Genomic DNA, 24,163 nt, shown 5'->3' on the forward strand with positions numbered 1-24,163 from the left:
CATGGGGTAGTTTTTCCCTCATTTATTTTTGCCCTTACCGACGCTGCGAACCTGCCCATGAACATACTCACCATCGATGCCGGCACCACCAATACGCGTACCTTGCTGTGGCGCGGCGGCGCCGTCGTCGCCCAGGCGCAGCTGGAAACGGGCGTGCGCAATACCGCCATCGATGGCCATAACGGCGCGCTGAAACAGGCGCTGCGCGACACCATCGCCAGCGTGCTGGCCAGCGCCGGCATCGCGCCGTCGGCCGTGGACCTGGCGCTCGCTTCGGGCATGATCAGTTCGCCCATGGGTGTGCAGGAAGTGCCGCATCTGCCGGCGCCTGCCGGCCTGGCCCAGCTGGCGCAAGGCATGCAGGCGGTGGACTTGCCCGACGTGCTGGCGCAGCCCCTGTGGTTGATTCCCGGCGTGCGCAACCAGCATGGCGCCGTCGGCCTGCATAACGTCGAAGCGATGGACATGATGCGCGGCGAAGAGACGGAAGTCGTCGCGCTGCTCGAGCGCCTGCAGTTGCGCGGCGCGGCGACCCTGATCATGCCCGGCTCGCATACCAAATTGATCAGCGTGGACGAGCAGCGCCGCATCCTCGGCTGCAGCACCACCATCGCCGGGGAATTGCTGCAGGCGATCACGCAGCACACCTTGATCAAGCAATCGGTCGATGGCGGTTTTGCCCAGACCCTGGTGCCGAAAATGCTGCTGGCCGGCGCGGCCGCGGCGCAAAAAACGGGGCTGGCGCGCGCCTGCTTCAGCGTGCGCACCCTGGGCCAGTTCAGCGCCATCGAATGCAATGAGCGGGCCAATTTCCTGATGGGTGCCGTCCTCAGCGGCGACCTGCTGGCGCTGCGCAACAGCACCGCCATCCAGATGCGGCCCGATACGCCGCTCGTCATTACGGGCAAGCCCATGCTGCGCCAGGCGCTCGGCTTGCTGATCGAAGAACACGGATTTTTTTATGGCAAGCGCATCATCGTCGACGACCAGCAGCAAGACTATCTGGCCGGTCACGGTGCGCTGCTGATCGCCGCCGCGCGCGGCTTGATTTCCCCGCAGGAGACAGTATGAGCAGCAACAAGAACAAGCGTCCCTTGCGTTCGCAAGCGTGGTTTGGCGGCGACGACAAGGACAGTTTCATTCACCGCAGCTGGATGAAGAACCAGGGCTATCCCGGCGACGCTTTCGATGGCCGTCCCGTCATCGGCATCTGCAATACCTGGTCCGAACTGACGCCCTGCAATGGCCATTTCCGCGACCTGGCCGAGATGGTCAAGCGCGGCGTGCTCGAAGCGGGCGGCTTTCCCGTCGAATTTCCCGTCATGTCGCTGGGCGAGACGAATCTGCGCCCGACGGCCATGCTGTTCCGTAACCTGGCCAGCATGGATGTGGAAGAATCGATCCGCGCCAACCCCATCGACGGCGTGGTGCTGCTGACGGGCTGCGACAAGACCACTCCCGCGCTGCTGATGGGCGCGGCCAGCGTGGACTTGCCCACCATCGTGCTGTCTGGCGGCCCCATGCTGAACGGGAATTACCGGGGCAAGCCGATCGGCTCGGGCACGGACGTGTGGAAGTTTTCCGAAGACGTGCGCGCCGGGCGCATGACCTCAAACGAATTCAAGCAGGCCGAATCGTGCATGTCGCGCTCCGCCGGCCACTGCATGACCATGGGCACGGCATCGACCATGGCCAGCATGGTCGAAGCGCTGGGCGTGACCCTGCCCGGCAACGCGGCCATTCCCGCCGTCGATGCGCGCCGCAAGCTGCAGGCGCAGCTGACGGGCCGGCGCATCGTCGACATGGTGCATGAAGACCTGAAACTGTCGCAGATCCTCACGCGCGAAGCGTTTGAAAACGCCATCATGGTCAACGGCGCCATCGGCGGCTCGACCAATGCCGTGATCCACCTGCTGGCCATTGCCGGGCGCATCGGCGTGGACATGCGCCTGGGCGACTGGGACCGCCTGGGCCGCGACATTCCCTGTTTGCTCAACCTGATGCCGTCGGGCCAGTACCTGATGGAAGATTTTTATTATGCGGGCGGCCTGCCCGTGATCATCCGCGACTTGCTGGGCAAATTGCATGGCGGGGCGCTCACCGTCACGGGGGCGACCATGGCCGTCAACGTGGCCGAGGCGGAAAATTTCAATCCCGAAGTGATCACGCCGCTGGCGCAGCCATTCAAGGACGAAGGCGGCATCGCCGTCCTGCAGGGCAACCTGGCCCCGCGCGGGGCCGTCATCAAGCCCTCGGCCGCGTCGCCCGAGCTGATGCAGCACCGTGGCCGCGCCGTCGTCTTCAACAGCATCGAGCATTACAAAAAGCGCGTCGACGATCCCGCGCTCGATATCGATGCCAGCTGCGTGATGGTGCTGCAAAATTGCGGCCCGCAGGGCTACCCTGGCATGGCCGAGGTGGGCAATATGGGATTGCCGAAAAAACTGCTGGAGCAGGGCGTGCGCGACATGGTGCGCATCTCGGACGCGCGCATGAGCGGCACGGCCTACGGCACGGTGGTGCTGCACGTGGCGCCGGAAGCGGCCGTGGGCGGGCCGCTGGCGCTGGTGCGCGACGGCGACATGATCGAACTGGACGTGGCGGGACGGCGCTTGCACCTGGACGTCGACGAGGCCGAGCTGGCGCGCCGGCGCGCAGAATGGCGCGCCCCCGAGCCGGCCATGAAGGGCGGCTACCAGTCCATGTACATCAAGCACGTGACGCAGGCCGACGAAGGCGCGGATCTGGACTTCCTCGTCGGCTGCCGTGGTTCGGCAGTACCACGCGAATCTCACTGAAAGAAGGAATAGACATGGGGACACAGGCCCAATTACTGGTCGATGCGCAGAATTTCCTGGGCGAGGGTGTGCGCTGGTGCGAACGCAGCGGCCGCGTTTTCTGGACGAATATCGAAGGCTGCCAGCTGCATGCGCTGGTGCTGGCCACGGGGGAGCGCCAGCGCTGGGACATGCCCGAGCGCCTGGCCTGTTTCGCGCTGACGGACCGCGACGACATCCTGTTGCTGGGACTGGCCTCGCGCCTGGCGTGGTTTGACGCGTGCAGCGGGGCCGTCACGCCCTTGCATACGGTGGAGGGCGACCTGCCCATGACGCGCCTGAACGATGGCCGCTGCGACCGCCAGGGACGCTTTGTCTTCGGCACGCTCGATGAGCGCCCGTGCCGCGATGCGATCGCCAGCTTCTACCGCCTCAACCTGGACTTGAGCCTGGAACGGCTGCCGCTGCCGCAGATCGCCATCTCGAACAGCATCTGCTTCAGCGTCGATGGCACGGCCATGTATTTTTGCGATTCGATGAAGAAGGCGATCTACCGCTGGGATGATTACCTGGGCGGCGACGCCAGCCGGGTACGTGTGTTTGCCGTGCTCGATCCGGGGCCGGGCGCCGCCGACGGCGCCACCATCGATGCGGATGACCACTTGTGGAGCGCGCAGTGGGGCGCGGGCAGGGTCTTGCGCTTCGCGCCGGACGGCAGCGTCGAACGGGCGATAGCCTTGCCCGTCTCGCAGCCCAGCTGCGTCAGCCTGGGCGGCCCGCATTACGATGAATTGTTCGTCACGACGGCGCAGGAAAGCTTGACCCCGGTCCAGCTGGCGGGCGAACCGCTGGCCGGCGGATTGTTTCATGCGCGCCAGGTGGGCGTGCGCGGTTTGCCGGAAGTGCGCTTTGGCGCCCTGCCGGCCTGACAGGAGAGAGCCGATGCAAAAGCACATGGTTTTCAATGGCATCCTCGGGCGGGGCATGGTCGGCATCGTGCGCGCCAATTCGGCGCAGGCGGCCGTGCAGATCGCCGAGGCGTGCATCGCCGGCGGCATCACGGCGCTGGAAGTGGCGTTCACCACGCCCGATACCCTGGGCGTGCTGCGCACCTTGCGCGAACGCCATGGTCCTGACGTGCTGTTGGGCGCGGGCACGGTGCTCGATACGGAGACGGCGCGCGCCGCCATCCTGGCCGGCGCGCAGTTCATCATCTCGCCCGGCGTGAACGTGGAGACGATTACGCTGTGCCAGCGCTACCAGGTGCTGTCCATGCCGGGGGCGATGACGCCGACGGAGATCGTCACGGCCCTGCAGGCGGGCGCCGACATCGTCAAGGTCTTCCCCGCCGAGATGTTCGGCCCCGCCTATATCAAGGCCCTGCGCGCCCCGTTGCCGCAAGCGCCGCTGATGCCGACGGGCGGCGTGACGGTGGAGAACCTGCCGGAATGGTTTGCCAGCGGCGCCGTGGCCGTGGGCATCGGCAGCAGCCTCAGTGGCCCGGGCGCCACGGGAGATTACGCGGCCGTGACGGCGCGCGCGCAAGCTTTCGTGGCGCAGATGGCGGCCGTGCGTATGGCTAAGAGCCTATCCCAGTAGATGAATACATCCCCTGCTGACGCCCCTCAGGAGCGGGGACTGCGTTGATCGTCGTCGCGTGGCTCGCCACGCGTCCTCCTCACGCCTTGTCCGCGCTCCTGATGCGTTGCCAGCAGAAGACGCTCCCTACCGGGATAGGCTCTAAGTCTTCTGGCTAGCTCCCGGCGGGACGGGAATCTGCTACGCTAGGCGGGCAATGTCGCACGCCTGACTATAGAAACCATGTCCAACATCGCCCGCATCCTGCAAGACAGCCGCATCATCGCCATCGTCGGCATGTCCGACAAGCCCGAACGCGCCAGCCACGAAGTGGCCGACTACCTGCTGCGGCATGGCTATCGCGTATTGCCCGTCAATCCGGCCCTGGCCGGGCGCGACGTGCTGGGCCAGCGCGCTTACGCCACCTTGACGCAGGCTGCGGCTGCCGTCGCGCCGGCGCGCATCGACATCGTCGACTGCTTCCGCAAGCCGGCAGATATCCTGCCCATCGCCGAGGAAGCCATCGCCGTCAAGGCGGGCTGCCTGTGGCTGCAGCTCGACGTCATCAATGAGGAGGCGGCGCAGCTGGCGCGGGCGGCGGGCCTGGACGTGGTGATGGACCATTGCACAAAAATCGAGCACCGCAAGCTGGCGGTGGCGGCATGAAGGCGCGCACGCAATTCCGGGCCGGCAAAGGTTTTGATCTGAACGAGGAATTCGCCGGCAAGCGCCTGCTGGGCGCGGCCACCAAGGCGGCCAACAAGAAGCTGACCCCAGCCCAGTGCAAGGCCCTGGACCGCGAGGAAACCGTGGCGTTGACGGCGCAGATCGCCGAGTGCCAGAGCATGCTGTACGCGCAGCACAAGAAGAAGGTGCTGCTGGTCCTGCAGGGCATGGACACCTCGGGCAAGGATGGCACGGTGAAGGCCATCTTCAGCAATATCAACCCGATGGGCATCCGCGCCGTGGCGTTCAAGGGCCCCACCGATATCGAACTGGCGCACGACTACCTGTGGCGCGTGCACCAGCACGTGCCCGTCAAGGGCGAGATCGCCATCTTCAACCGCAGCCATTACGAGGATGTGCTGATCACGCGCGTGCAGGACATGATCGACAAGGCCGAATGCCAGCGCCGCTACGCGCAGATCCGCGATTTCGAGCGCATGCTGAGCGAGACGGGCACCGTCATCCTGAAAGTCTTCCTGCATATTTCGAAGGACGAGCAGCGGGGACGGCTGCAGGAGCGGCTCGACGATCCCGACCGCCAGTGGAAGTTCGATCCCAACGATATCGCCCAGCGCAAGAAGTGGGATGGCTACCAGCGCGCCTATGAAACGGCGATCCGCGAGACCGATGCCGATCACGCGCCGTGGTACGTGGTGCCATCGAATTCCAAGACGCAGCGCAACCTGGTGGTGGCCTCGCTGCTGCTGGAAACGCTGCAGGCCATGAAGCTCGAATACCCGGCGCCGGACCCGAAACTGTCGTCTTTCAAGGTCGAGTAGTTCCGCCCATCGCCTGCGGAATCGGCCGCGCTGTGGCATAGTATCCCTCGTCGATAATTCAAACCAGACCGGAGATCCATATGCTGCAGTTGAAAGATCCTACCTTGTTGCGTCACCAGGCTTACGTGAATGGAGCCTGGGCGGATGCCGATGGTGGCCAGACGATTAATGTGAGCAATCCCGCCACCGGCGAGCATATCGGCACGGTGCCCCTGATGGGCGCAGCCGAGACGCGCCGCGCCATCGAGGCGGCCAATGCCGCCTGGCCCGCCTGGCGCAAGAAGACGGCCAAGGAGCGCGCGGCCGTGCTGCGCCGCTGGCATGACCTGATCCTGGAAAACGCCGACGACCTGGCGCTGATCATGACCACCGAGCAGGGCAAGCCCTTGCCGGAAGCGAAGGGCGAAGTGCAGTTCGGCGCCTCGTTCATCGAGTGGTTTGCCGAAGAAGGCAAGCGCGTTGCAGGCGATACCCTGCAATCGCCGTGGCCGGACCGCCGCCTGGTCATCACCAAGGAGCCGATCGGCGTGTGCGCCGCCATCACGCCGTGGAATTTCCCCGCCGCCATGATCACCCGCAAGGTCGGCCCGGCCCTGGCCGCCGGCTGCCCGATGGTCTTGAAACCGGCCGAGGCAACGCCGTTTTCCGCGCTGGCGCTGGCCGTGCTGGCCGAGCGCGCGGGCGTGCCTGCGGGCGTGTTCAGCATCGTCACGGGCGCGCCGAAAGACATCGGCGGCGAAATGACGTCGAACCCCATCGTGCGCAAGCTGACGTTTACGGGTTCCACGCAAGTGGGCCGTTTGCTGGCGGAACAGTGCGCGCCGACGATCAAGAAACTGTCGCTGGAACTGGGCGGCAATGCGCCGTTCATCGTCTTCGACGACGCCGACCTGGATGCGGCAGTGGAAGGCGCCATCGCCTCGAAATACCGCAACGCGGGCCAGACCTGCGTGTGCGCCAACCGCCTGTACGTGCAGGACAGCGTGTATGACGCGTTTGCCGACAAGCTGGTGGCCGCCGTGGCCAAGCTGAAGGTGGGCAATGGCATCGAGGCGGGCGTCACGCAAGGCCCGCTGATCGACGCCAAGGCCGTCGCCAAGGTGGAAGAGCACGTGGCCGACGCGCTGGGCAAGGGCGGCCGCCTGCTGGCCGGCGGCAAGCGCCATGCGCTGGGCAACGGCTTCTTCGAGCCGACCATCATCGCCGACGTGACGAATGACATGCGCGTGGCCACCGAGGAAACCTTCGGCCCGCTGGCGCCCCTGTTCCGCTTCAAGACGGACGATGAAGTCATCGCCCTGGCCAACAACACGGAATTCGGCCTGGCCGCCTACTTCTATTCGCGCGACATCGGCCGCATCTGGCGCGTGGCAGAAGGCCTGGAAACGGGCATGGTGGGCGTGAACACGGGGCTGATCTCGAACGAGATCGCCCCCTTCGGCGGCGTCAAGCAATCGGGCCTGGGCCGTGAAGGGTCGACCTACGGTATCGAAGATTATCTCGTCATCAAGTACATCTGCATGGGCGGCATCTAAGACCGCCTAGCGTGAGCCGCGGCGCGCGGCGAGGCGGTCCAGCATGCCCTTGACCGCTTCCATCTGCGTGCCGCTCTTGCGGTAGAAATCCGGGTCGATCGGGTTGATGCTGGTGTAGCCCCAGAAATCCCAGCAGCCTTTTGGGTTGTACGGATAGACGGGGCTCGGTTCGGCCTGCGGATACAGCACGATGATCTTGTTGGCGTCCGCCACCTGGTTGTAGCCGGTGCTGGTATAGAAACGGTCGCCGATCGCCTGCGTCGTTTGCAGGCAGCCGTGGAACACCACGTGCACGCGGCAGCTCTCGCTGTCGCACGCTTTCGGGATGTAGGCATAGCCCGTATTGTTCATGCTCGAATACGCGTTCTGGATGAAGCTGCGCTGGTTGAAGGCGATCAGCTTGCCCGTCAGGGTGGTCGACGACGGTTGCAGGTCCGGGTACAGGTGCTGCAGGATGTCGCGCGCCTGGACGTAGTCGCAGTCGTTGATGAACGGCGACTCCGTCACGGCGCACGGCTTGTCCTGATTGCTGTCGGTCAAAATGGCGTGGCCCGCGCCTAGCGTGTCGACGAAGCGGATCTGCGCCGCCGGCGTGCCTGCCAGTTGATAGAATTTCCCCACCTGTTCCACCACCGGCCGCGTCACGGTCTGGTCTTTCGTTCCGCTGAACAGATACACGCGCTGGCGTTTCAGGTTGGCCGTGTCATCGATGAGACGTTCGCGCGCAAAATCGTTCGCCGCGCGCAGCAATTCGCTGGCGACGGGCGGCGCCACTTGCGCGCTGCCCGGATTCATGCAAGTGGTCAGGGCATTCGTCAGGTAGGGAATATACGGGAAGCGGCCCGGCTGGCCCGAGCAGAAATACGGGCCGCCCGCGATGATGCCGGCGCCGGCGACGGTGGCCGAGTAGGCGACGGCAAACTGCGCCGCCATGAAGCCGCCCGAGGACAGGCCGGACACTGTGGTCTGGCTCAGATCGGCCTGGTAGCCGGGCAGGGCGGGGGCGTCCTTTGTTGCGGCGGGTTTGACGGCTTTGGCCGTCGTGGCGGCGTGCGTGCTGGCTGGCGCCAGGATGAGCAGGCTGGCGGCGAGCAGGGCGGTGGGTAATGCGGTCAGGTGCGGGTAGGGCATGGCAACTCCACAAGGCAGGGACAGGAAGGCCGAGCATAGGTAAAAAAACTGTGCGCTGGGCAAGTACTGCACCGTCGTTGATGTCGCTCAAGCTATCGCTGTTGTTGTCCGTCTTGTACGCGCGCGCGGCGTTTGACATAGAATGGTTTTTTTTCGTTCAACCATGGTGCCCCTCATGTCCAAGACCCTTGCCCAGCTGTTTGCGCTCACCACCCTTGCCGCCGGCGCCAGCCTGGCCATGCCGGCCCATGCCGCCGAAACCGCGCCAGCTGCCATAGCTCCGGCCGCCTGCCCCGCCATCCTCAAGCAGACCTTCAACCGCCTGCAGGATGAAGCGCCGCAAAACCTGTGCCAGTACGCAGGCAAGGTCGTGCTGGTGGTCAATACGGCCAGTTATTGCGGTTTTACCAATCAATATGAAGGGCTTGAGGCGCTGTACGCCAAGTACGGCAGCAAGGGCCTGGTGGTGCTGGGTTTCCCGTCGAACGATTTCGGCAAGCAGGAGCCGGGCAACAGCAAGGAAATCGCCGATTTCTGCTACAACACCTATGGCGTGAAGTTCCCCATGTTTTCGAAGTCCGTCGTCTCCGGCCCCAATCCGAACCCGCTGTATGTGGACCTGATCAAGCAGACGGGCAAGACCCCGGCCTGGAATTTCCACAAATACCTGATCGACCGCCACGGTAAAGTGGTGGAAAGCTTCCCCAGCAAGGTGACGCCGGACGACAAGAAACTCGTTGGCGCGGTGGAAAAAGCGCTGGCGATGTAAATTGCAGATACACAAGCAGGCTTGAACGCCTGCTTTTTTTTTAATGCCGTGCTTGTCGTCTTGCCATCATTATCCTAAGCTGGTTGTTCGCGTTTGTCACAACAAAGGAGATCATCATGGCATATGTCGATGGATTTGTGGTGCCCGTACCGAAAGCCAAGCTCGATGCTTATCTGGCCATGTCGCGCAGTTGCGGCGCCGTCTGGCGCGAATATGGCGCGCTGGAATTTCGCGAGTGCGTGGGTGACGATGTCAAGCCGGGCAAGCTGACTTCGTTCCCGCAGGCGGTGGACTTGCAGGATGGCGAAGTGGTGGTGTTTTCATGGATTGTGTATGAGTCGCGCGCCAAGCGCGATGAAATCAACGACAAGGTCATGAAAGACCCGCGCCTGGCCGAGATGATGGACCCGGCCAAGCTGCCGTTCGATGGCAAGCGGATGATCTACGGCGGCTATGAAATGCGTGTCGATCTTTAAATAAGAGCAGCCGGCATCGCCCCGCGCAGCGCATTGCACACGACGATCGCCTCGGCCCGCGCCAGCATGGCCCGCGTGATGATGGTTTCCTGCGCGTTCCAGGCGGGATCGGCCAGCATGGCTGCGCGTTGCACGCCGGGCAGCAGGCCGCAGGACAGGGGCGGCGTGTGCCAGCGGCCATCGAGCCGGACGAAGACATTGCTGCGCCCGCCCTCCGTCAGCTCGCCCCGCTCGTTAAAGAACAGCATGTCGAAGCCCCCTTGCGCCTCGGCCGCGCGCCACGCTGCGTCATAGCGCGCGCGCACGCTGCTCTTGTGGCGCAGGAACAGGTCGTCGGCATTCGTGGCCTCGGGCGCCAGCATGATGTTGACCGTCTCCGGCAAGGGCGACAGGGCGCCGCTTTGCGTCGTAAACTGGCCGTCCTGGCGCAGCGCCAGGCGCAGGCGGAAGGGCGCATTGTCGGGGCGCGCGGCGCAGGCCGTCTGCAGCGCGGCGCGGGCCGCGTCCGCATCCCAGGCAAAACCGAAGTAGGCGCAGGAGGCGGCCAGGCGCGCCAGGTGGCGCTCCTGCTGGCGGCAGCCGCCGGCGCGGCTCGCGTGCAGGGTCTCGAACAGTTCGAAGTCATTGGTCAGCCCCGTCAGGAAGCGGGCCTTGAGCTGGCATTCCGCAAATTCCTCGTGCGGGTCGCTGTCGAGGACGATGCCGGCGCCCACGCCCATCTCGCCGCGCCGCAGGCCGTCAGGGCCCGCCGGCTGCAGGGCCAGGGTGCGTATCGGCACGGACATGCAGAAGTCGCCCACGGCGTGGGCACTACCGGCGCTTGGCGGATCGAACCAGCCGATGGCGCCCGTGTAGATGCCGCGCGGCGCCGGTTCCAGTTCGGCGATGATCTCCATGGTGCGGCGTTTCGGCGCGCCCGTGATCGAGCCGCACGGATACAAGGCCTGGAAGATGTCGGCCAGGCTGGCGTCGCCGCGCAAACGCGCCTGCACGGTGGACGTCATCTGCAGCACGCTGCTGTAGCGCGTCACCTGGAACAGGGCGGGCACCTTGACGGAGCCCGTGGCGGCGATGCGGCCGATGTCGTTGCGCAGCAGGTCGACGATCATCAGGTTTTCCGCGCGGTTTTTCGGATCATTGGTCAGGACGGCCGCGCGGCGCGCGTTTTCGTCCGTTTGTTCAGGCGGGGCCGCCGGCGCCGTGCCTTTCATCGGACGCGCCGTCAGTTCGCCCTGCGCATGGCGCACGAACAGCTCCGGCGACAGCGACAGCAGGGCGCCGCCATCGGGCAGCATCACCAGCGCGCCATACGGCACGGGCTGGCGGGCGCGCAGCCGCGCATACAGGGCCAGAGGCGAGCCGAAGGCGTCGAAGCGCAGCCGATACGTATAGTTGACCTGATAGGTGTCGCCGGCCACGATGTAGTCGTGGATGCGCCCCAGCGCGCGCGTGAATTCGGCCTGATCCACGTTGGCGCGGATGCCGGCGATGCCGGCCGGCGTTTGCGCCGCTGGCGTACGAGCGGCCAGCCACTGCAGCACCTCGTCCTGCGACAGCGGCGTGCAATGTTCGAAGACGAGCACCTGCGCCAGCGGCGGCGCGCCGGGATCCGCCGCGCGCGGCGGCATGGCCAGCAAGTGCGCGCCCAGCTCGTAGCTGCACACGCTGACGGCATACTGGCCGCGTTCCAAGGCCGCTTGCAGCCCTTCGAGCAGGGCCGGCCACTGTTCCCCCTCGCTGCACCGCAAGACCGCCGTCAGGCCCGTGTACAGGCGCGATGCGGCGCCGGGCGTGCTGGCGTCGTCGAGCAGGGCGAAACAGTCGGTATGCATGGGGACAGCCGCGGCGGTGACTTACCCCAGCAGCATGGCGATTTGCAGCGCCGCTTCCTGGGAGGGATTGATCTTGAAGCCGCTCTTGGCGTAGCGGTGCCAGCGTCCAATGACGAAGCTGACGATCAGGGTGGCGCGCGCCGCCACTTCGTTTTCCTTGCCATGGCCTTCGGCGGCGGCCACGCGCAAGGCCTGCTTGAGCGCCAGCTCCACGCGGTCGTAGAACTGGTTCATGCGCACTTGCAGGCGCTCGTCCTCATTGACCAGCGCATCGCCGATCAGTACGCGCGTCATGCCCGGATTGCTGATGGCGAAATTGAGCAGCATGCCGATGATGTCGCGCGTCTGCGTCATCCCGTCGCTGTGCTTTTCCGCGATCTGGTTGATCAGGCCGAAGACGCTTGACTCGATGAATTCGATCAGCCCTTCGAACATTTGCGCCTTGCTGGCGAAATGGCGGTACAGGGCCGCTTCCGAGACGGCCAGTCTGGCCGCCAGTGCGGCGGTGGTGATCTTTTCGCCTTTCGGCTGCTCCAGCATTGCGGCGAGGGCCTGAAGAATTTGTAGCCTGCGTTGGCCCGGCGGTGTGCTTGCCATATTTTCTCTTGTCGTTAAAAAAAATGCTGCCTTGATGGGGAAGTCCGTCACCGCCGCTAGCGGTGCAGCTTCCGGCGTCAGCCGGAAGTCCAGGAGTCCCCTTCAACGCAGACGGTGAAGGCGGCGTGCCAAATGCCGGACAGATTTTACTTTGACATCGACGTAAGCGGGGCGATTTAACGCCTTGGGCAACTTCGCCACGCCGATCGGGTCGGCCATTTTCAGGTATTGCGTGACCCAGGCCGTGCGCAGGCCCAGTCTTTTTGCGCCCTTCAGGTTGGCGAGGGTGTCTTCCACCAGGATGCAGCGGCCAGGGCGGATCTGGTGCTTGCGCATCAGTTTGCGCAGCATCAGCGTCGATGGCTTGGGCCGCAGCTGGCGGTGCACCTGCATCGCCTCGATGGCGACGTGGTGTGAAAAGTGCTGGCGCAGTCCCAGGTGGCGCATCACGTCGCTCGAATAGCGCAGCGGCGCGTTGGTGAGTAAAATTTTACGGCCAGGCAGGCGTTTGAGTAAAGCCCCCAGTCCCCGCTCGGCGCGTATCATGGCGCGCAAATCGTCGAAGGCGTGCGTCTCGTGCAAAAAATGCGCGGCCTGCACCTGATGGTGCTTGACCATGCCCAGCAAGGTGGCGCCATAGCGGCGCCAGTAGGCCGCGCGCGCCGCATTGACGATGGCGTCGTCGGCCGGCGTCACGCCGTCGCCCAGCACCCGGGCAATATACGTGTTCATATTGGCCGTGATGGTGGGGAAGATGGCGTGCGAGGCATTGTGCAGCGTGTTGTCGAGGTCAAACAGCCAGACCGGCGACGAGCGGTTAAGATGGGACACAGGCACGAGAGTCTTTGCTAGCGAGAGAAGATGAAAAATTCAACAATCAGGAAAACCATGCGACGCCAGATTATAGTGATGTTTTGCGGATTATTCTTGCTGCCGTTGCAGGCGGCCTTCGCCGAAGCGCCGCCCGTGGCGCAAAACCGCGGCGCGCTGTTCAAGGTGCAGGATGCGGCCCACACCCTGTATCTGTTCGGCACCATCCATGTCGGCGCGCCCGATTTTTACCCGCTCGAGCCGACAGTAACGCAGGCGCTGCACCGGGCCGGGGCGCTGGCGCTGGAGATCGACCCCGGCGCCGATCCGCGCAAGGCTGTGAGCGCCGTGCTGAAATACGGCATGGAGGCGCCGGGCAGCAAAGTGCCGGCCGACTGCCGCCAGACCCTGGCTCCGCGCCTGGCGCCGCTGTTGCAAAAATACGGCATTCCGGCCGAATCGGTGGCGCCGATGAAGCCATGGATGCTCGCCAGCGTGCTGGCCATCGGCGAATTTTCCACCCTCGGTTACCGCTCCGACCTGGCCGTCGACAATTATCTGTCGCAGCAGGCCAAGGCCCGCAAGATCCCCGTGGTGGAACTCGAATCGATGGAAGGCCAGATGGCGCTGTTTGGCGCCATGTCGCCGTTTGAGCAGTGCCGCTTCCTGGAAGACGGCGTGGCATCGATCGAGGATCAGGAACAAAGCCAGGAAGCGCGCGAGATCGCCGACGCCTGGCGCAACGCCGACGCGGCCGCCTTCGACAAGCTGGCGGCAAAGGCGGCGACGGACCCCTCGTTCGCCGCGCAGTTCGTGCAAAAGGTGTTGCTGGACGGCCGCAACCCGGCCCTGGCCGACGGCATCGCCAAACTCCTGGCGCGTGAAAAGCACAGCCTGGCCGCCATCGGCGTGCTGCACCTGGTCGGAGCGAAAAGCGTGCCGGATTTACTGCGTCAGAAGGGCTTGAAGGTCGAGCGGGTGTATTGAAACACGGAGGAGATGCGGGCGACGGATAGCAGAGCAGATGGAAAAATGTTCAGGGCAAGGCGGACTGACGAAGACAGTACGAATGTACGGCGAGGAAGGACAACGCCGCCATGGGCATTTTTACAGCTGCGGGGGAAAGGATACTGGTGCCCTTGACGTGGATCGAACACGTGGCCTCTCCCTTACCAAGGGAGTGCTCTACCACTGAGCTACAAGGGCATAAAAAATCGGCGCTGGGTGAATTGCGCCGAATTATTTTTAGTGCGAACGGATCATAGTACCAAAAGCCTGCTCGGTCAACACTTCCAGCAATAATGAGTGTTCGATGCGGCCGTCGATGATGTGCACCGTGTTCACGCCGGACTTGGCGGCGTCGAGCGCGGACGAGATCTTCGGCAGCATGCCGCCCGAGATCGTGCCATCGGCGAACATCTCATCGATTTCACGCGCGGACAGGTCGGTCACCAGGTTGCCCTGCTTGTCCTGGACGCCGGCGATGTTGGTCATCATGATCAGCTTTTCCGCTTTCAGGATTTCCGCGATCTTGCCCGCCACCACATCGGCGTTGATGTTGTAGGCCTGGCCGTCCTGGCCGAAACCGATCGGCGAGATGATGGGAATGAAGGCGTCGTCCTGCAGCGCCTTGACGACGGCCGGGTTGATCGCGTCGATCTCGCCCACAAAGCCGATGTCGAGGAATTCGCCCGGATGTTCGCGGTCCGGCATCTGCATCTTGCGCGCGCGGATCAAGCCGCCATCCTTGCCCGTCAGGCCGACAGCCTGGCCGCCGTAATGGTTGATCAGCATGACGATATCCTGCTGCACTTCGCCGCCCAGCACCCACTCCACCACTTCCATGGTTTCTTCATCGGTGATGCGCATGCCTTGCACGAAGGTGCCCTGCTTGCCGATTTTTTTCAGCGCGTTGTCGATCTGCGGTCCGCCGCCGTGCACCACGACCGGGTTCATGCCGACCAGCTTGAGCAGGATGACGTCGCGCGCGAAGCCGTGCTTCAGGCGTTCGTCCGTCATGGCATTGCCACCGTATTTGATGACGATGGTCTTGCCGTGGAAATTGCGGATGTAAGGGAGGGCCTCGGCCAGAATCTGCGCCTTGATTTGCGGCGACACCGCCGTCAAGTCGTCATTCATGTCCAGGTTCAAGTTAGCTAGTTGATTCATGGCGAGTCCGGAAAATAGATTTGTGCGATTTTACAGGGAAGAAGAAAATCCTGGAGGCATTATAGGGCGATCTTGTTGTATTTTCCCTGATGATCCTATAGTCTGGCCCGATATGTTCCCCAGCCAGCCCTTTTACTGCCCGTTACATCTGCGTCGCGTCCCGGCGCAGCGTGACACACACTTGCCAATTCAAACACAGCCATGAGCCAGTGCAGCCTGTGCGGCGCCACCTTCCAATGCGGCCAGACCGACCCGCAGGCCAGCGGACCGTGCTGGTGCACGGCCCTGCCGCCCACCGTTCCCGTGCCCGGCAGCGCCGCCGTGGGCTGCTGGTGCCCCGCCTGCCTGCAAGCCCATATCGCCACCCTGGCACCTCCTGTCAAGCCTAACGTCGGCTAAATAAGTGCTTCAGCATGCAATTGCTTTGCAATAAACCTTGCATTTCGTAGGGGAATACGTTCAGACTTCGATTTTCAAGAATTTCTTATAGGAAAGTTATGCGCTTCAGGGATATCAGTATCGGCGTGCGCATCAATGCCGGTTATGCCATGTTGATCGTGCTGATGCTGGTCGTCATCGTCCTTTCCGGCAGCCGCATCTACGCCATCCGCGCCGAGACCGACGATATCCTGCAGCGCGACTGGGTCGCCGCCAAGGCCACCAGCAAGATCCACGGGCTGGCGCGCGAGGCGGCCACGCGCATCGGCAATCTGCCGAACCAGCACGAGCGGGCGCTGCGCCAGGCGAACCAGGCGCGCCTGGAAGCGATCAAGCAAGGCATCGATGAGCAGGTGCGCATTCTCGACGGTCTCGATGCGCGGCCCGAGGAACGGCGCCTGCTGGAACAGATGCACCTGGCGCGCGCCGAGTACTACGGCTCGCTCAAGACGATGTTCGAACTGGTCGAGCGCGGCGAGGATGCCCGCGCCGAGCAGGCCATGCAGACGCAGACCTTGCCGATGCTGGAAAAAGTGCTGCTGTACGTGGGCCAGCTCGACGATTTGCAGCAACAGCTGATCCGCGACAGCGCGGCCAGGATACGCAACGACATCGACACCTCGCTGCTGCTGATGGGCGGCATCGGCCTGGCGGCCCTGCTGACGGGCCTGGCCTTTGCCTGGTCGGCGCGCTCGATCACGCGTCCGCTGGGCGAGGCGGTGGCGATCGCCACGCGCGTGGCCAATGGCGACTTCAGTTCCGTCATCGAGGTGACGTCGCGCGACGAGACGGGCGAATTGCTGCAGGCGCTCAAGAACATGAGCACCAGCCTGGCCGTCGAGCAGGACCTGCGTCACGCCGTCGAAGTGGCCGAGGATGCGACCAAGATGAAGTCGGACTTCCTGGCCAATATGTCGCACGAGATCCGCACGCCGATGAACGGCATCATCGGCATGACCCATCTGGCGCTGCAGACGGAGCTCACGTCGACCCAGCGCAACTACCTGGAGAAGGTGGAATCGGCTTCGAAGAACCTGCTGGCCATCATCGACGACATCCTCGATTTCTCGAAGATCGAGGCGGGCAAGATGGCCTTTGAAAAAGTCGATTTCTTCCTCGAGGACGTGCTGGCGCAGATCGCCGACCTGTCCGTGATGCGCGCGCAGGACAAGGGGCTTGAACTGCTGTTCGACATCGCCCCCGACGTGCCGAACGCCTTGCAGGGCGACCCGCTGCGCCTGGGCCAGGTGCTGATCAACCTGACCAACAACGCGATCAAGTTTACGGACAAAGGCGAGATCGTCGTCACCATCCGCCTGCAGCAGCTGGAAGAGCATGCAGCCGTGCTGCGCGTCGACGTGCGCGATACGGGCATCGGCCTGACGCCGCCCCAGCGCAGCAAATTGTTCCAGGCCTTTACCCAGGCCGACACCTCCACCACGCGCCACCATGGCGGCACCGGCCTGGGACTGACCATCAGCAAACGCCTGGTGGAAATGATGGAAGGCGAGATTGACCTGGTCAGCGAAGCGGGCGTGGGCAGCACCTTTTTCTTCACGGCCCGCTTCGGCCTGGCCGCCGTGCCGCGCGATAATCTGCCGCAGTTGCAACATCAACAGCAGTTCCAGGGCCTGCGCGTGCTGGTGGTCGATGACAACCCCAGCGCGCGTGAAATCTTCGTCAGCATGCTGGCGGCGCTGGGCTTTGAGGCGCGTGCCGTGTCTGGCGGCGTGCTGGCCATCGGCGCCGTGGCGCAGGCGCGCGCCGAGGGGCGTCCGTACGGACTGGTGCTGATGGACTGGAAAATGCCGGGCATGAACGGCCTCGATACCCTGGCCGGCATCCGTGCCGATGCCGTCGGCATCGATGCGACGCCGGCCTGCATCATGGTCACGGCTTTCCATCGCGAAGCGCTGCTGGAGGCGGCGCGTCAGCGCGATTTGCCGCTCGACGGGATATTGAACAAGCCGGTCAGCGCCTCGACCCTGCTCGACCAGATATCGTTCGTGTTTGGCGGTGTGACGGGACAGAGCCGCAAGACGCAGCGCCAGAGCAGCTACCGCGACGACGAGCGCGCCCTGCGCGGCGCCTGGCTGCTGCTGGTCGAGGATAATGAAGTGAACCAGGAAGTGGCGCAGCATATTCTCAACGACGCCGGCATCCGCGTCGACATCGCGGGCAATGGCGCCATCGCGCTGGCGAAGATCGAGGAAAACGCCTATGACGGCGTACTGATGGATTGCCAGATGCCGGTGATGGATGGCTACCAGGCGACGCGCAAGCTGCGCCAGGACCCCCGTTATTCGAATTTGCCCGTGATCGCCATGACGGCCAATGCCATGGTCGGCGACAAGGAAAAATGCCTGGACGCCGGCATGAACGATTTCATCGCCAAGCCGATCGACGTGGCGCAGCTGTTCGGCACCCTGGCGCGCTGGATCGCGCCGGCCGCGCCGCAGGCAATGACGTCGGTAGCGGCGCAGCCGGAAGCGGAGCTGCCCGTGATCGCCGGCCTGAAAATGACGGAAGCCATGCGCCGCGTGGGCGGCAATGCCGCTTTGATGCGAAAATTGCTGGACCGTTTTGTGGAAACCCAGTTCGACGCCATGCAGCGCATCGTTGCCGCCATCGAGAACAACCAGCTCGAGACGGCGATCCGCGAAGCGCATACCCTGAAGGGCCTGGCCGGCAATATCGGCGCCGGCGGCCTGGCCGACAGCGCCGCGCGGGTCGAGCACTTGCTCAGCCTGGGTTCGCACGACGGTTTGCCGCAGGCACTGGCCGCCTGCACCCTGGCGCTCGACGAGCTGGTGCCGAAGATCGTGCTGGCCATGCAGTCGCGCGGCAATGCTGCCGAAGCGGGCGGCGCGGCGGTGGCGCACGTGGCGCCGGTGGACCGGGCATACCTGGAAGCGGGCTTGCGCGAATTGTCGCAGCTGCTGCAGCAGGACGATGCGCAGGCCGTCAAGCACCTCGACGGCATCGGTCCCGTGCTGGTCGCGGCGGGGCAGGCGGAACATGCGCGCCAGTTGAAGCGCATGCTGGGACAATACGATTTCGAAGGTGCGCTGGCGCAGCTGGGCGAAGTGGCCGATGCGCTGGAGCTGACACTGTGAGAAGGATAACTATGCAGAACGAAGGACGGGCATGAGAGCGCCGGCAAGCAAGCCAACCATCCTGGTAGTCGACGACACGCCAGACAATATCGATCTGCTGCGCGCGGTGCTGGAAGACGATTACCGCACCAAGATCGCCGTCAATGGCGAGCGCGCCCTGAAGATCGCCGCCGGCAGCGACCAGCCCGACCTGATCCTGCTCGACATCATGATGCCGGGCATGAGCGGCTACGATGTATGCCGCGCGCTGAAGGCCGATGCCGCCACGGCAGGCATCCCCGTGATTTTCGTGACCGCCATGAGCGAAGTGGCCGACGAGCAGCTGGGCCTGGCCCTGGGCGCCGTCGATTACATCACCAAGCCGATTTCGGCACCCATCGTGCTGGCGCGCATCAAGACGCAGCTGGCGATGAAGCAGATGCAGGATTTCCTGCGCGACCAGAACCAGTACCTGGAAACGGAAGTGGAGCGCCGCGTGCAGGAAGTGGCGGCGCTGCAGGACGTCACCATCCACGCCATGGCCTCGCTGGCCGAGACGCGCGACAGCGAGACGGGCAACCATATCCGCCGCACCTCGCACTACCTGAAGGCGCTGGCCGAGAAGGTGCGCAACTTGCCGCGTTTCCGCGATTTTTTGACGGACAAGAATATCGAACTGCTGTTCAAGACGGCGCCGCTGCACGACATCGGCAAGGTGGGCATCCCCGACCATATCCTGCTCAAGCCGGGACGTTTCGAGCCGCATGAAATGGCGATCATGAAGACGCACACCACCTTGGGACGCGACGCCATCCTGGCGGCCGAGCACGAACTGGGCATCGAAGTCGATTTCCTCAAGTATGCGAAAGAGATCGCCTACAGCCACCATGAAAAATGGGACGGCAGCGGCTACCCGCAAGGCTTGGCGGGCGAAGCCATCCCGATTTCGGCGCGCCTGATGGCGCTGGCCGACGTGTATGACGCCCTGATCAGCCGGCGCATCTACAAGCAGGGCATGGACCACGCGCAGGCCGTGCAGATCATCGTCGAGGGACGCGGTTCGCACTTCGACGCCGAGATCGTCGACGCCTTCCTGCAGATCCAGGACCAGTTCATCGCCATCTCCAACCGTTATGCCGACGGCGTATGCGAGATCGCCGACAAGCAGCGGCAGATCGCGCCCTACACCGAAAACATCAGCTGACGGTCTTGAAGAAGCGCAGCATTTCCCGGCTGGCGTCCGGCCCTTTGCCGTCCGTATAACTGCCGTTATCGCTGCCGCCGGACCACGCGTGGCCGGCGCCGTGGATGACCCAGTGTTCGCCCAGCGGCGAGCCGTCGGCCTGGCTGTGCGTGGTGCGCGTGTAGCGGTGGCCGTTCGGCACGCTGCCGTCGACGGATGCGGCCTTGGCCGCCTTGCCGCCCGCCTGGCTGCGCACGCCCTGCGCGATCAGTTCATCGCCATTGCGCGGGTTGACGGTGGTGTCGCGGTCGCCGTGAAAAACGATGATGGGCACGCCGCCGGCCGGCGCCTTGCGCTGGGCATTGGGCATGGCGCCGCCCTTCATGGCTGCCAGCGCCGACGGCAAGTCCTGCGCCGAGGCGAAGGGCAGGCCGGAATGCACGCCGACGGCGGCAAACAGGTCGGGGTACAGGGTACCGACGATGACGGCCATGGCGCCACCCGCCGACAGGCCGGCGACGAACACTTCACGCTCGTTGACCGGGTATTCGTCGATGACTTGCTGGGCGATGCCGGCGATCAGCGACGGTTCGCCCTGGTCGCGCTGCTGGTCGATGGCGTTGAACCAGTTCCAGCAGCGCGAACTGTTGGCACCCTGCGTCTGCGCCGGGTAGACGACAAAACACTCCTTTTCTTCGGCCAGCGCATTCATCTGCGTGCCGGCGGCGAAATCGTCGGGATTTTGCGTACAGCCGTGCAGCATGACGATCAGCGGCATGGCCTGGCCGTGGTAGCTGCTGGGGATATACAGCTTGTACGAACGCGTGCCCGCATGGTTGCGGTACACGCCATCGATGAACTGCGCGCCGGCGGGGATTTCCACCGGCGTGGCGGCCGGCGCGTTGAAGCCGGGCGGGTGGAAATTCGGCAGCTCGAAGCTGGGCATGTCGAAGCTGTGCTGGCCCAAGCCGGCCGGCACGCCCAGGCGCGCCATGAAATCCTGCGCGAACTCCTGCGCCGCCTGCGCGGGCGTGGGCGGCACCGATGCCGCTTCCGGCGCGGCGTCAGCGTGCGGCTGCCCGGCCCGGGCCTGCGCTGGTGCAGGTGGCGGCGCAGGTGGCGGATTGATATCACGCATCGGCTGCGGTGGCGGCGCTTGCGTGGCGGCCGCTTGCGGCGTCAGTCCGGCCGCAGACAGCGCCTGCTGGATCGCTTCGGTGGCGGCGGCGGGGCCGCTGCCCATCAGATTACGGGTCGCTGTGCGCATCTGCGCCAACATGTTGAGAGGTAGTTTCATGACCATCCTTAACGGTGCCGCGCATCGGCCGGGTCATCGCCGCGAACCAATACGCTAGTGAATTCGCCCTGCGAGCGCCGTCTTGACGACGGTGCTGGCGTGCAGGGCACCTAATACGAAAATCGACTCGATGGTGGCCAGTGCCAGTTCCACCGAAACGTCGCTGGCGATGCTGGCCAGTCCCAGCACCTGTATCTGCAGGCGCTGGCCGGCTGCCTGGATCGCTTCCAGGTCGGCGCGCGAGTAATGCTGCATGCCCAATACCAGGCTTTTACGGGCCACGGTTTGTTTCACCACGTCGGCGTGGATACCCAGCTGGTTGCGTATGGCCGTACGGATCAGATCCGTGCGGTTGGAATAAAATCCCTCCTGGACCAGCAGATCGATCTGCCCCAGGTCAATCAAGCCGAGGTTGATCGTGATTTTCTCGGATTCCCCAATTTTGGGCTTGCTGTCTTGCTTGGCCATATCTCTCCATAAACTCCACGTGGCATCCATTTGCCATCTGTATGGATGGTAGTATAGTTCTGAAATGACTCAAGTCAAGCAGGATCTGGGCTGATCGTGTTGTAGGACGGGCACCCGCAGAGTGAGAATGTGTGCAAAATATATTTCCGGAACAGCGGTTGTTGAGCATTGTTTCTCTGGAAAATATATTCACGGAAACATTGCAGGGCGATGCCATCGCCTCGCCGGCGCCGTTTCGCGGCATAATGAAAGTCTTCACGTTTACCGATGCCGCTCCATGATGGTCGCTCCCCCACCTCCGCCAGCCGTTCCGCTTTCTTTGCCGTCGCCGGTGCCGTCGCCCTGCGTCAGCCTGTGCAAGATGAACCGCAACAGCGGCTTGTGCGAAGGCTGCCTGCGTACGCTCGACGAAATCATCGCCTGGAGCAAGGCCGACGACGACTTCAAGCGCGCCGTGTGGGCCGAATTGCCGGGCCGCGAATCTTTGCTCGATTTCGAGCCCGACTACTGAGGAAGCCATGCCGCGATCGCCAGCGCTGTTCCCCGATGCCATGCAGGTGTTCGAACGCGGCTGGCTGTCGTCGAACAACATCCTGTTCCAGGGGAAGGATGACACGGCCCTGATCGACAGCGGCTATGTCACGCATGCGCCGCAAACCCTGGCCCTGCTGCGCCACAGCCTGGCCGGCCGGCCGCTGGACCGCCTGTTCAACACCCACCTGCACTCCGACCATTGCGGCGGCAACGCGCTGCTGCAAGCCGAATACGGCTGCCATACGGCCATTCCCGTGGCGGAAGCGGACAAGGTGCGCGCATGGGATGTCGATGCCCTCAGCTTCCAGGCCACGGGCCAGCAATGCCCGCGCTTCCGCTTTGACGCCACCGTCTCGCCCGGCGACACCTTGATTTTGGCCGGTATGGCCTGGCAGGCGCTGGGCGCGCCGGGCCACGACCCGCACTCGCTGATTTTTTACTGCGCCGGCGAGGGCATCCTGATTTCCGCCGACGCCCTGTGGGAAAACGGCTTTGGCGTGATCTTTCCCGAACTCGATGGCGGCTCCGGCTTTCCTGAAGCGCGCGCCACCTTGGACCTGATCGCCAGCCTGGACGTGCGCGTCGTCATTCCCGGGCATGGCCGGCCATTCACGGAGGCCGCCGGCGCCCTGCAGCGTGCGTATTCGCGCCTCGATTACCTGGCGTCCGACCCCGTGCGCAATGCGCAGAATGCGGTGAAAGTGCTGCTGAAATTTTTGCTGCTCGAGCGCCAGCGCATCGCCTTGGTCGAGATACCGGCCCTGCTGCGCGGCATGCCCGTCTTCGAAGAGGCCAACCGGCGCTTCCTGCGCCAGGAGGCGGCCGCGCTGGCCGAGTGGGCCGTGTCGCAACTATGCAGGGCAGCAGCGGCGCAGGTCGAGGGTGAGTACTTGCTCAACGAGGGTTGAACCGGCCTTGCGATAAATTCAGCACGATCGTACTTTTTCTGCACTATAATCAACGTTCAGTGTGTCTTTCACGTCCGATCAACTTTCCAGCGAGTCCGCCATGGCATTGCCTGTTGCGTTGCAAAACCTCTCCTTACCCGTTATCGCCTCGCCGATGTTCATCGCCAGCGGCCCGGCCCTCGTCGCGGCGCAGTGCAAGGCCGGCATCGTCGGTTCCTTCCCGGCCCTGAACGCGCGTCCCGCCGAATTGCTCGACACGTGGCTGACCGACCTGCAGGCCGAGCTGGCCGCCTTCCAGGCCGCCCATCCCGATAAAAAAGTCGGGCCGATCGCCGTCAACCAGATCGTGCACCAGTCGAACGACCGTCTCGCGCATGACGTGGAAGTGTGCGTGAAACACCAGGTCCCCATCATCATTTCCTCGCTGCGCGCGCCGCCCAAGGAAATGCTCGACGCCATCCACAGCTATGGCGGCATCGTGCTGCATGACGTGATTTCGATCCGCCACGCGAAAAAGGCGCTGGAAGCGGGCGTCGATGGCTTGATCCTGGTCGCCAGCGGAGCCGGCGGCCACGCGGGCACCCTGTCGCCGTTCGCGCTGGTGGGCGAAGTGCGCAAATTCTTCGACGGCCCGCTGGCGCTGTCGGGCTCCATCGCCACGGGCGACGCCGTGCTGGCCGCGCAAGCGATGGGCGCCGACTTTGCCTACATCGGCTCGCGCTGGCTGGCGACCAAGGAATCGAACGTCAGCGACGGCTACCGCGAGGCCATTGTGGAGTCTGCCGCGGCCGACATCGTCTACACGAACCTGTTTACGGGCGTGCACGGCAATTACCTGAAAAAATCGATCGAAGCGGCCGGACTCGATCCGGAAGCCTTGCCCGAAGCGGACAAGAGCGCGATGAATTTCGGCTCCGGCAGCGCCAAGGCCTGGCGCGACATCTGGGGCGCGGGCCAGGGCGTGGGCTTGATGGATGACGTGCCGAGCGTGGCAGAGATGGTGGCGCGCCTGAAGGCCGAATACGATGCGGCGCGCGCGCGGTTGAAGCTGTAATCGTTGT

Annotated in this window: 24 protein-coding genes and 1 tRNA gene; 17 read left to right on the forward strand and 8 right to left on the reverse strand. The window is 64.2% G+C overall.

The genetic code is table 11. The features are described 5' to 3' along the window. Positions 1-57: 57 nt before the first annotated feature. The 7 genes from JAB4_RS01820 to gabD all read left to right on the forward strand — a co-directional run bounded on the left by JAB4_RS01820 (position 58) and on the right by gabD (position 7,395). Positions 58-1,071: a 2-dehydro-3-deoxygalactonokinase gene (locus JAB4_RS01820; protein ID WP_070218950.1), complete on the forward strand. Its 1,014-nt coding sequence runs from the start codon at positions 58-60 to the stop codon at positions 1,069-1,071. Further along, positions 1,068-2,798: an L-arabinonate dehydratase gene (gene araD / locus JAB4_RS01825; protein ID WP_070218951.1), complete on the forward strand. Its 1,731-nt coding sequence runs from the start codon at positions 1,068-1,070 to the stop codon at positions 2,796-2,798. The genes JAB4_RS01820 and araD overlap by 4 nt, the downstream gene beginning before the upstream one ends. A gap of 14 nt (positions 2,799-2,812) precedes the next feature. Next, positions 2,813-3,706, forward strand: coding sequence for an SMP-30/gluconolactonase/LRE family protein (locus tag JAB4_RS01830; protein WP_070218952.1), 894 nt, complete (start codon positions 2,813-2,815; stop codon positions 3,704-3,706). A 13-nt stretch (positions 3,707-3,719) separates the two neighbouring features. Continuing rightward, positions 3,720-4,376, forward strand: coding sequence for a bifunctional 2-keto-4-hydroxyglutarate aldolase/2-keto-3-deoxy-6-phosphogluconate aldolase (locus JAB4_RS01835; protein ID WP_070218953.1), 657 nt, complete (start codon positions 3,720-3,722; stop codon positions 4,374-4,376). 222 nt (positions 4,377-4,598) lie between these two features. After that, positions 4,599-5,021 carry a CoA-binding protein gene (locus JAB4_RS01840; protein ID WP_070218954.1) on the forward strand — a complete coding sequence of 141 codons (423 nt, stop codon included), beginning with the start codon at positions 4,599-4,601 and terminating at the stop codon, positions 5,019-5,021. Further along, a complete protein-coding gene (locus tag JAB4_RS01845; RefSeq protein ID WP_121670809.1) occupies positions 5,018-5,860 on the forward strand; it encodes a PPK2 family polyphosphate kinase in 843 nt (280 codons plus the stop codon). The genes JAB4_RS01840 and JAB4_RS01845 overlap by 4 nt, the downstream gene beginning before the upstream one ends. A gap of 80 nt (positions 5,861-5,940) precedes the next feature. Continuing rightward, the gene (gene gabD / locus JAB4_RS01850; protein WP_070218955.1) at positions 5,941-7,395 is read left to right on the forward strand and encodes an NADP-dependent succinate-semialdehyde dehydrogenase; all 1,455 of its coding nucleotides are present in this window, start codon (positions 5,941-5,943) and stop codon (positions 7,393-7,395) included. A 6-nt stretch (positions 7,396-7,401) separates the two neighbouring features. Here gabD and JAB4_RS01855 read toward each other — a convergent pair whose 3' ends face one another. Continuing rightward, positions 7,402-8,526, reverse strand: a complete 1,125-nt coding sequence (locus JAB4_RS01855) for a poly(3-hydroxybutyrate) depolymerase (protein ID WP_070218956.1) — start codon at positions 8,524-8,526, stop codon at positions 7,402-7,404. Positions 8,527-8,701: 175 nt separating this feature from the next. On the opposite strand from JAB4_RS01855, the gene JAB4_RS01860 reads away from it, so the two are divergent. Both JAB4_RS01860 and JAB4_RS01865 read left to right on the forward strand, forming a co-directional pair. Further along, on the forward strand, positions 8,702-9,295 hold the full coding sequence (locus JAB4_RS01860; RefSeq protein ID WP_070219106.1) for a glutathione peroxidase: 594 nt from the start codon (positions 8,702-8,704) through the stop codon (positions 9,293-9,295). Positions 9,296-9,411: 116 nt separating this feature from the next. Continuing rightward, positions 9,412-9,771 carry a DUF1428 domain-containing protein gene (locus JAB4_RS01865; protein ID WP_070218957.1) on the forward strand — a complete coding sequence of 120 codons (360 nt, stop codon included), beginning with the start codon at positions 9,412-9,414 and terminating at the stop codon, positions 9,769-9,771. On the opposite strand, the gene pabB is transcribed toward JAB4_RS01865, so the two are convergent. The 3 genes from pabB to JAB4_RS01880 form a co-directional block, all read right to left on the reverse strand. Next, the gene (gene pabB / locus JAB4_RS01870) at positions 9,768-11,603 is read right to left on the reverse strand and encodes an aminodeoxychorismate synthase component I (protein WP_070218958.1); all 1,836 of its coding nucleotides are present in this window, start codon (positions 11,601-11,603) and stop codon (positions 9,768-9,770) included. The genes JAB4_RS01865 and pabB overlap by 4 nt on opposite strands. 21 nt (positions 11,604-11,624) lie before the next feature. Next, a complete protein-coding gene (gene slmA / locus JAB4_RS01875; RefSeq protein ID WP_070218959.1) occupies positions 11,625-12,200 on the reverse strand; it encodes a nucleoid occlusion factor SlmA in 576 nt (191 codons plus the stop codon). Positions 12,201-12,302: 102 nt separating this feature from the next. After that, positions 12,303-13,037 (reverse strand): pyrimidine 5'-nucleotidase, encoded by a 735-nt coding sequence (locus JAB4_RS01880; RefSeq protein ID WP_083287249.1) that lies wholly within the window; start codon positions 13,035-13,037, stop codon positions 12,303-12,305. A gap of 90 nt (positions 13,038-13,127) precedes the next feature. Between JAB4_RS01880 and JAB4_RS01885 the strand changes: the two genes are divergently transcribed. Continuing rightward, positions 13,128-13,997, forward strand: coding sequence for a TraB/GumN family protein (locus tag JAB4_RS01885; RefSeq protein WP_227742076.1), 870 nt, complete (start codon positions 13,128-13,130; stop codon positions 13,995-13,997). Positions 13,998-14,141: 144 nt separating this feature from the next. Here the strand turns inward: JAB4_RS01885 and JAB4_RS01890 are convergent. Both JAB4_RS01890 and argB read right to left on the reverse strand, forming a co-directional pair. Then, positions 14,142-14,216 (reverse strand) — tRNA-Thr (locus JAB4_RS01890). A 39-nt stretch (positions 14,217-14,255) separates the two neighbouring features. Next, a complete protein-coding gene (gene argB, locus JAB4_RS01895) occupies positions 14,256-15,149 on the reverse strand; it encodes an acetylglutamate kinase (protein WP_010393729.1) in 894 nt (297 codons plus the stop codon). A gap of 231 nt (positions 15,150-15,380) precedes the next feature. Here argB and JAB4_RS01900 point away from each other — a divergent pair, with 231 nt between their 5' ends. From JAB4_RS01900 to JAB4_RS01910, 3 genes are all read left to right on the forward strand, one after another. After that, on the forward strand, positions 15,381-15,578 hold the full coding sequence (locus JAB4_RS01900; protein WP_070218961.1) for a cysteine-rich CWC family protein: 198 nt from the start codon (positions 15,381-15,383) through the stop codon (positions 15,576-15,578). 98 nt (positions 15,579-15,676) lie between these two features. Then, a complete protein-coding gene (locus JAB4_RS01905; protein WP_070218962.1) occupies positions 15,677-18,733 on the forward strand; it encodes a response regulator in 3,057 nt (1,018 codons plus the stop codon). A gap of 31 nt (positions 18,734-18,764) precedes the next feature. After that, positions 18,765-19,916: a two-component system response regulator gene (locus JAB4_RS01910; RefSeq protein ID WP_070218963.1), complete on the forward strand. Its 1,152-nt coding sequence runs from the start codon at positions 18,765-18,767 to the stop codon at positions 19,914-19,916. Here JAB4_RS01910 and JAB4_RS01915 read toward each other — a convergent pair. Together JAB4_RS01915 and JAB4_RS01920 are read right to left on the reverse strand one after the other, a co-directional pair. Beyond that, positions 19,909-21,192, reverse strand: a complete 1,284-nt coding sequence (locus tag JAB4_RS01915; protein ID WP_227742077.1) for a PHB depolymerase family esterase — start codon at positions 21,190-21,192, stop codon at positions 19,909-19,911. The genes JAB4_RS01910 and JAB4_RS01915 overlap by 8 nt on opposite strands. A 54-nt stretch (positions 21,193-21,246) precedes the next feature. Continuing rightward, a complete protein-coding gene (locus JAB4_RS01920) occupies positions 21,247-21,660 on the reverse strand; it encodes a CopG family transcriptional regulator (protein ID WP_034783786.1) in 414 nt (137 codons plus the stop codon). A gap of 131 nt (positions 21,661-21,791) precedes the next feature. On the opposite strand from JAB4_RS01920, the gene JAB4_RS01925 reads away from it, so the two are divergent. The 4 genes from JAB4_RS01925 to JAB4_RS01940 all read left to right on the forward strand — a co-directional run bounded on the left by JAB4_RS01925 (position 21,792) and on the right by JAB4_RS01940 (position 24,156). After that, entirely contained in the window at positions 21,792-21,941 is a 150-nt protein-coding gene (locus tag JAB4_RS01925) for a hypothetical protein (protein ID WP_175444776.1), read from the forward strand. A gap of 50 nt (positions 21,942-21,991) precedes the next feature. Then, positions 21,992-22,171 (forward strand): DUF1289 domain-containing protein, encoded by a 180-nt coding sequence (locus JAB4_RS01930; RefSeq protein ID WP_227742078.1) that lies wholly within the window; start codon positions 21,992-21,994, stop codon positions 22,169-22,171. Positions 22,172-22,178: 7 nt separating this feature from the next. Further along, on the forward strand, positions 22,179-23,102 hold the full coding sequence (locus JAB4_RS01935; RefSeq protein ID WP_070218964.1) for an MBL fold metallo-hydrolase: 924 nt from the start codon (positions 22,179-22,181) through the stop codon (positions 23,100-23,102). A gap of 100 nt (positions 23,103-23,202) precedes the next feature. Further along, positions 23,203-24,156 carry a nitronate monooxygenase family protein gene (locus JAB4_RS01940; RefSeq protein ID WP_070218965.1) on the forward strand — a complete coding sequence of 318 codons (954 nt, stop codon included), beginning with the start codon at positions 23,203-23,205 and terminating at the stop codon, positions 24,154-24,156. Positions 24,157-24,163: the final 7 nt, after the last annotated feature.

Source organism: Janthinobacterium sp. HH102, from assembly GCF_001758625.2.
Classification (GTDB): Bacteria; Pseudomonadota; Gammaproteobacteria; order Burkholderiales; family Burkholderiaceae_D; genus Janthinobacterium.

What these genes read in the sequence shown, in the direction of transcription:
- JAB4_RS01820 (WP_070218950.1), top strand. Translation starts at nt 58, where the DNA reads ATGAACATACTCACCATCGATGCCGGCACCACCAATACGCGTACCTTG.
- araD (WP_070218951.1), top strand. Translation starts at nt 1,068, where the DNA reads ATGAGCAGCAACAAGAACAAGCGTCCCTTGCGTTCGCAAGCGTGGTTT.
- JAB4_RS01830 (WP_070218952.1), top strand. Translation starts at nt 2,813, where the DNA reads ATGGGGACACAGGCCCAATTACTGGTCGATGCGCAGAATTTCCTGGGC.
- JAB4_RS01835 (WP_070218953.1), top strand. Translation starts at nt 3,720, where the DNA reads ATGCAAAAGCACATGGTTTTCAATGGCATCCTCGGGCGGGGCATGGTC.
- JAB4_RS01840 (WP_070218954.1), top strand. Translation starts at nt 4,599, where the DNA reads ATGTCCAACATCGCCCGCATCCTGCAAGACAGCCGCATCATCGCCATC.
- JAB4_RS01845 (WP_121670809.1), top strand. Translation starts at nt 5,018, where the DNA reads ATGAAGGCGCGCACGCAATTCCGGGCCGGCAAAGGTTTTGATCTGAAC.
- gabD (WP_070218955.1), top strand. Translation starts at nt 5,941, where the DNA reads ATGCTGCAGTTGAAAGATCCTACCTTGTTGCGTCACCAGGCTTACGTG.
- JAB4_RS01855 (WP_070218956.1), bottom strand. Translation starts at nt 8,526, where the DNA reads ATGCCCTACCCGCACCTGACCGCATTACCCACCGCCCTGCTCGCCGCC.
- JAB4_RS01860 (WP_070219106.1), top strand. Translation starts at nt 8,702, where the DNA reads ATGTCCAAGACCCTTGCCCAGCTGTTTGCGCTCACCACCCTTGCCGCC.
- JAB4_RS01865 (WP_070218957.1), top strand. Translation starts at nt 9,412, where the DNA reads ATGGCATATGTCGATGGATTTGTGGTGCCCGTACCGAAAGCCAAGCTC.
- pabB (WP_070218958.1), bottom strand. Translation starts at nt 11,603, where the DNA reads ATGCATACCGACTGTTTCGCCCTGCTCGACGACGCCAGCACGCCCGGC.
- slmA (WP_070218959.1), bottom strand. Translation starts at nt 12,200, where the DNA reads ATGGCAAGCACACCGCCGGGCCAACGCAGGCTACAAATTCTTCAGGCC.
- argB (WP_010393729.1), bottom strand. Translation starts at nt 15,149, where the DNA reads ATGAATGACGACTTGACGGCGGTGTCGCCGCAAATCAAGGCGCAGATT.
- JAB4_RS01900 (WP_070218961.1), top strand. Translation starts at nt 15,381, where the DNA reads ATGAGCCAGTGCAGCCTGTGCGGCGCCACCTTCCAATGCGGCCAGACC.
- JAB4_RS01905 (WP_070218962.1), top strand. Translation starts at nt 15,677, where the DNA reads ATGCGCTTCAGGGATATCAGTATCGGCGTGCGCATCAATGCCGGTTAT.
- JAB4_RS01910 (WP_070218963.1), top strand. Translation starts at nt 18,765, where the DNA reads ATGAGAGCGCCGGCAAGCAAGCCAACCATCCTGGTAGTCGACGACACG.
- JAB4_RS01915 (WP_227742077.1), bottom strand. Translation starts at nt 21,192, where the DNA reads ATGAAACTACCTCTCAACATGTTGGCGCAGATGCGCACAGCGACCCGT.
- JAB4_RS01920 (WP_034783786.1), bottom strand. Translation starts at nt 21,660, where the DNA reads ATGGCCAAGCAAGACAGCAAGCCCAAAATTGGGGAATCCGAGAAAATC.
- JAB4_RS01935 (WP_070218964.1), top strand. Translation starts at nt 22,179, where the DNA reads ATGCCGCGATCGCCAGCGCTGTTCCCCGATGCCATGCAGGTGTTCGAA.
- JAB4_RS01940 (WP_070218965.1), top strand. Translation starts at nt 23,203, where the DNA reads ATGGCATTGCCTGTTGCGTTGCAAAACCTCTCCTTACCCGTTATCGCC.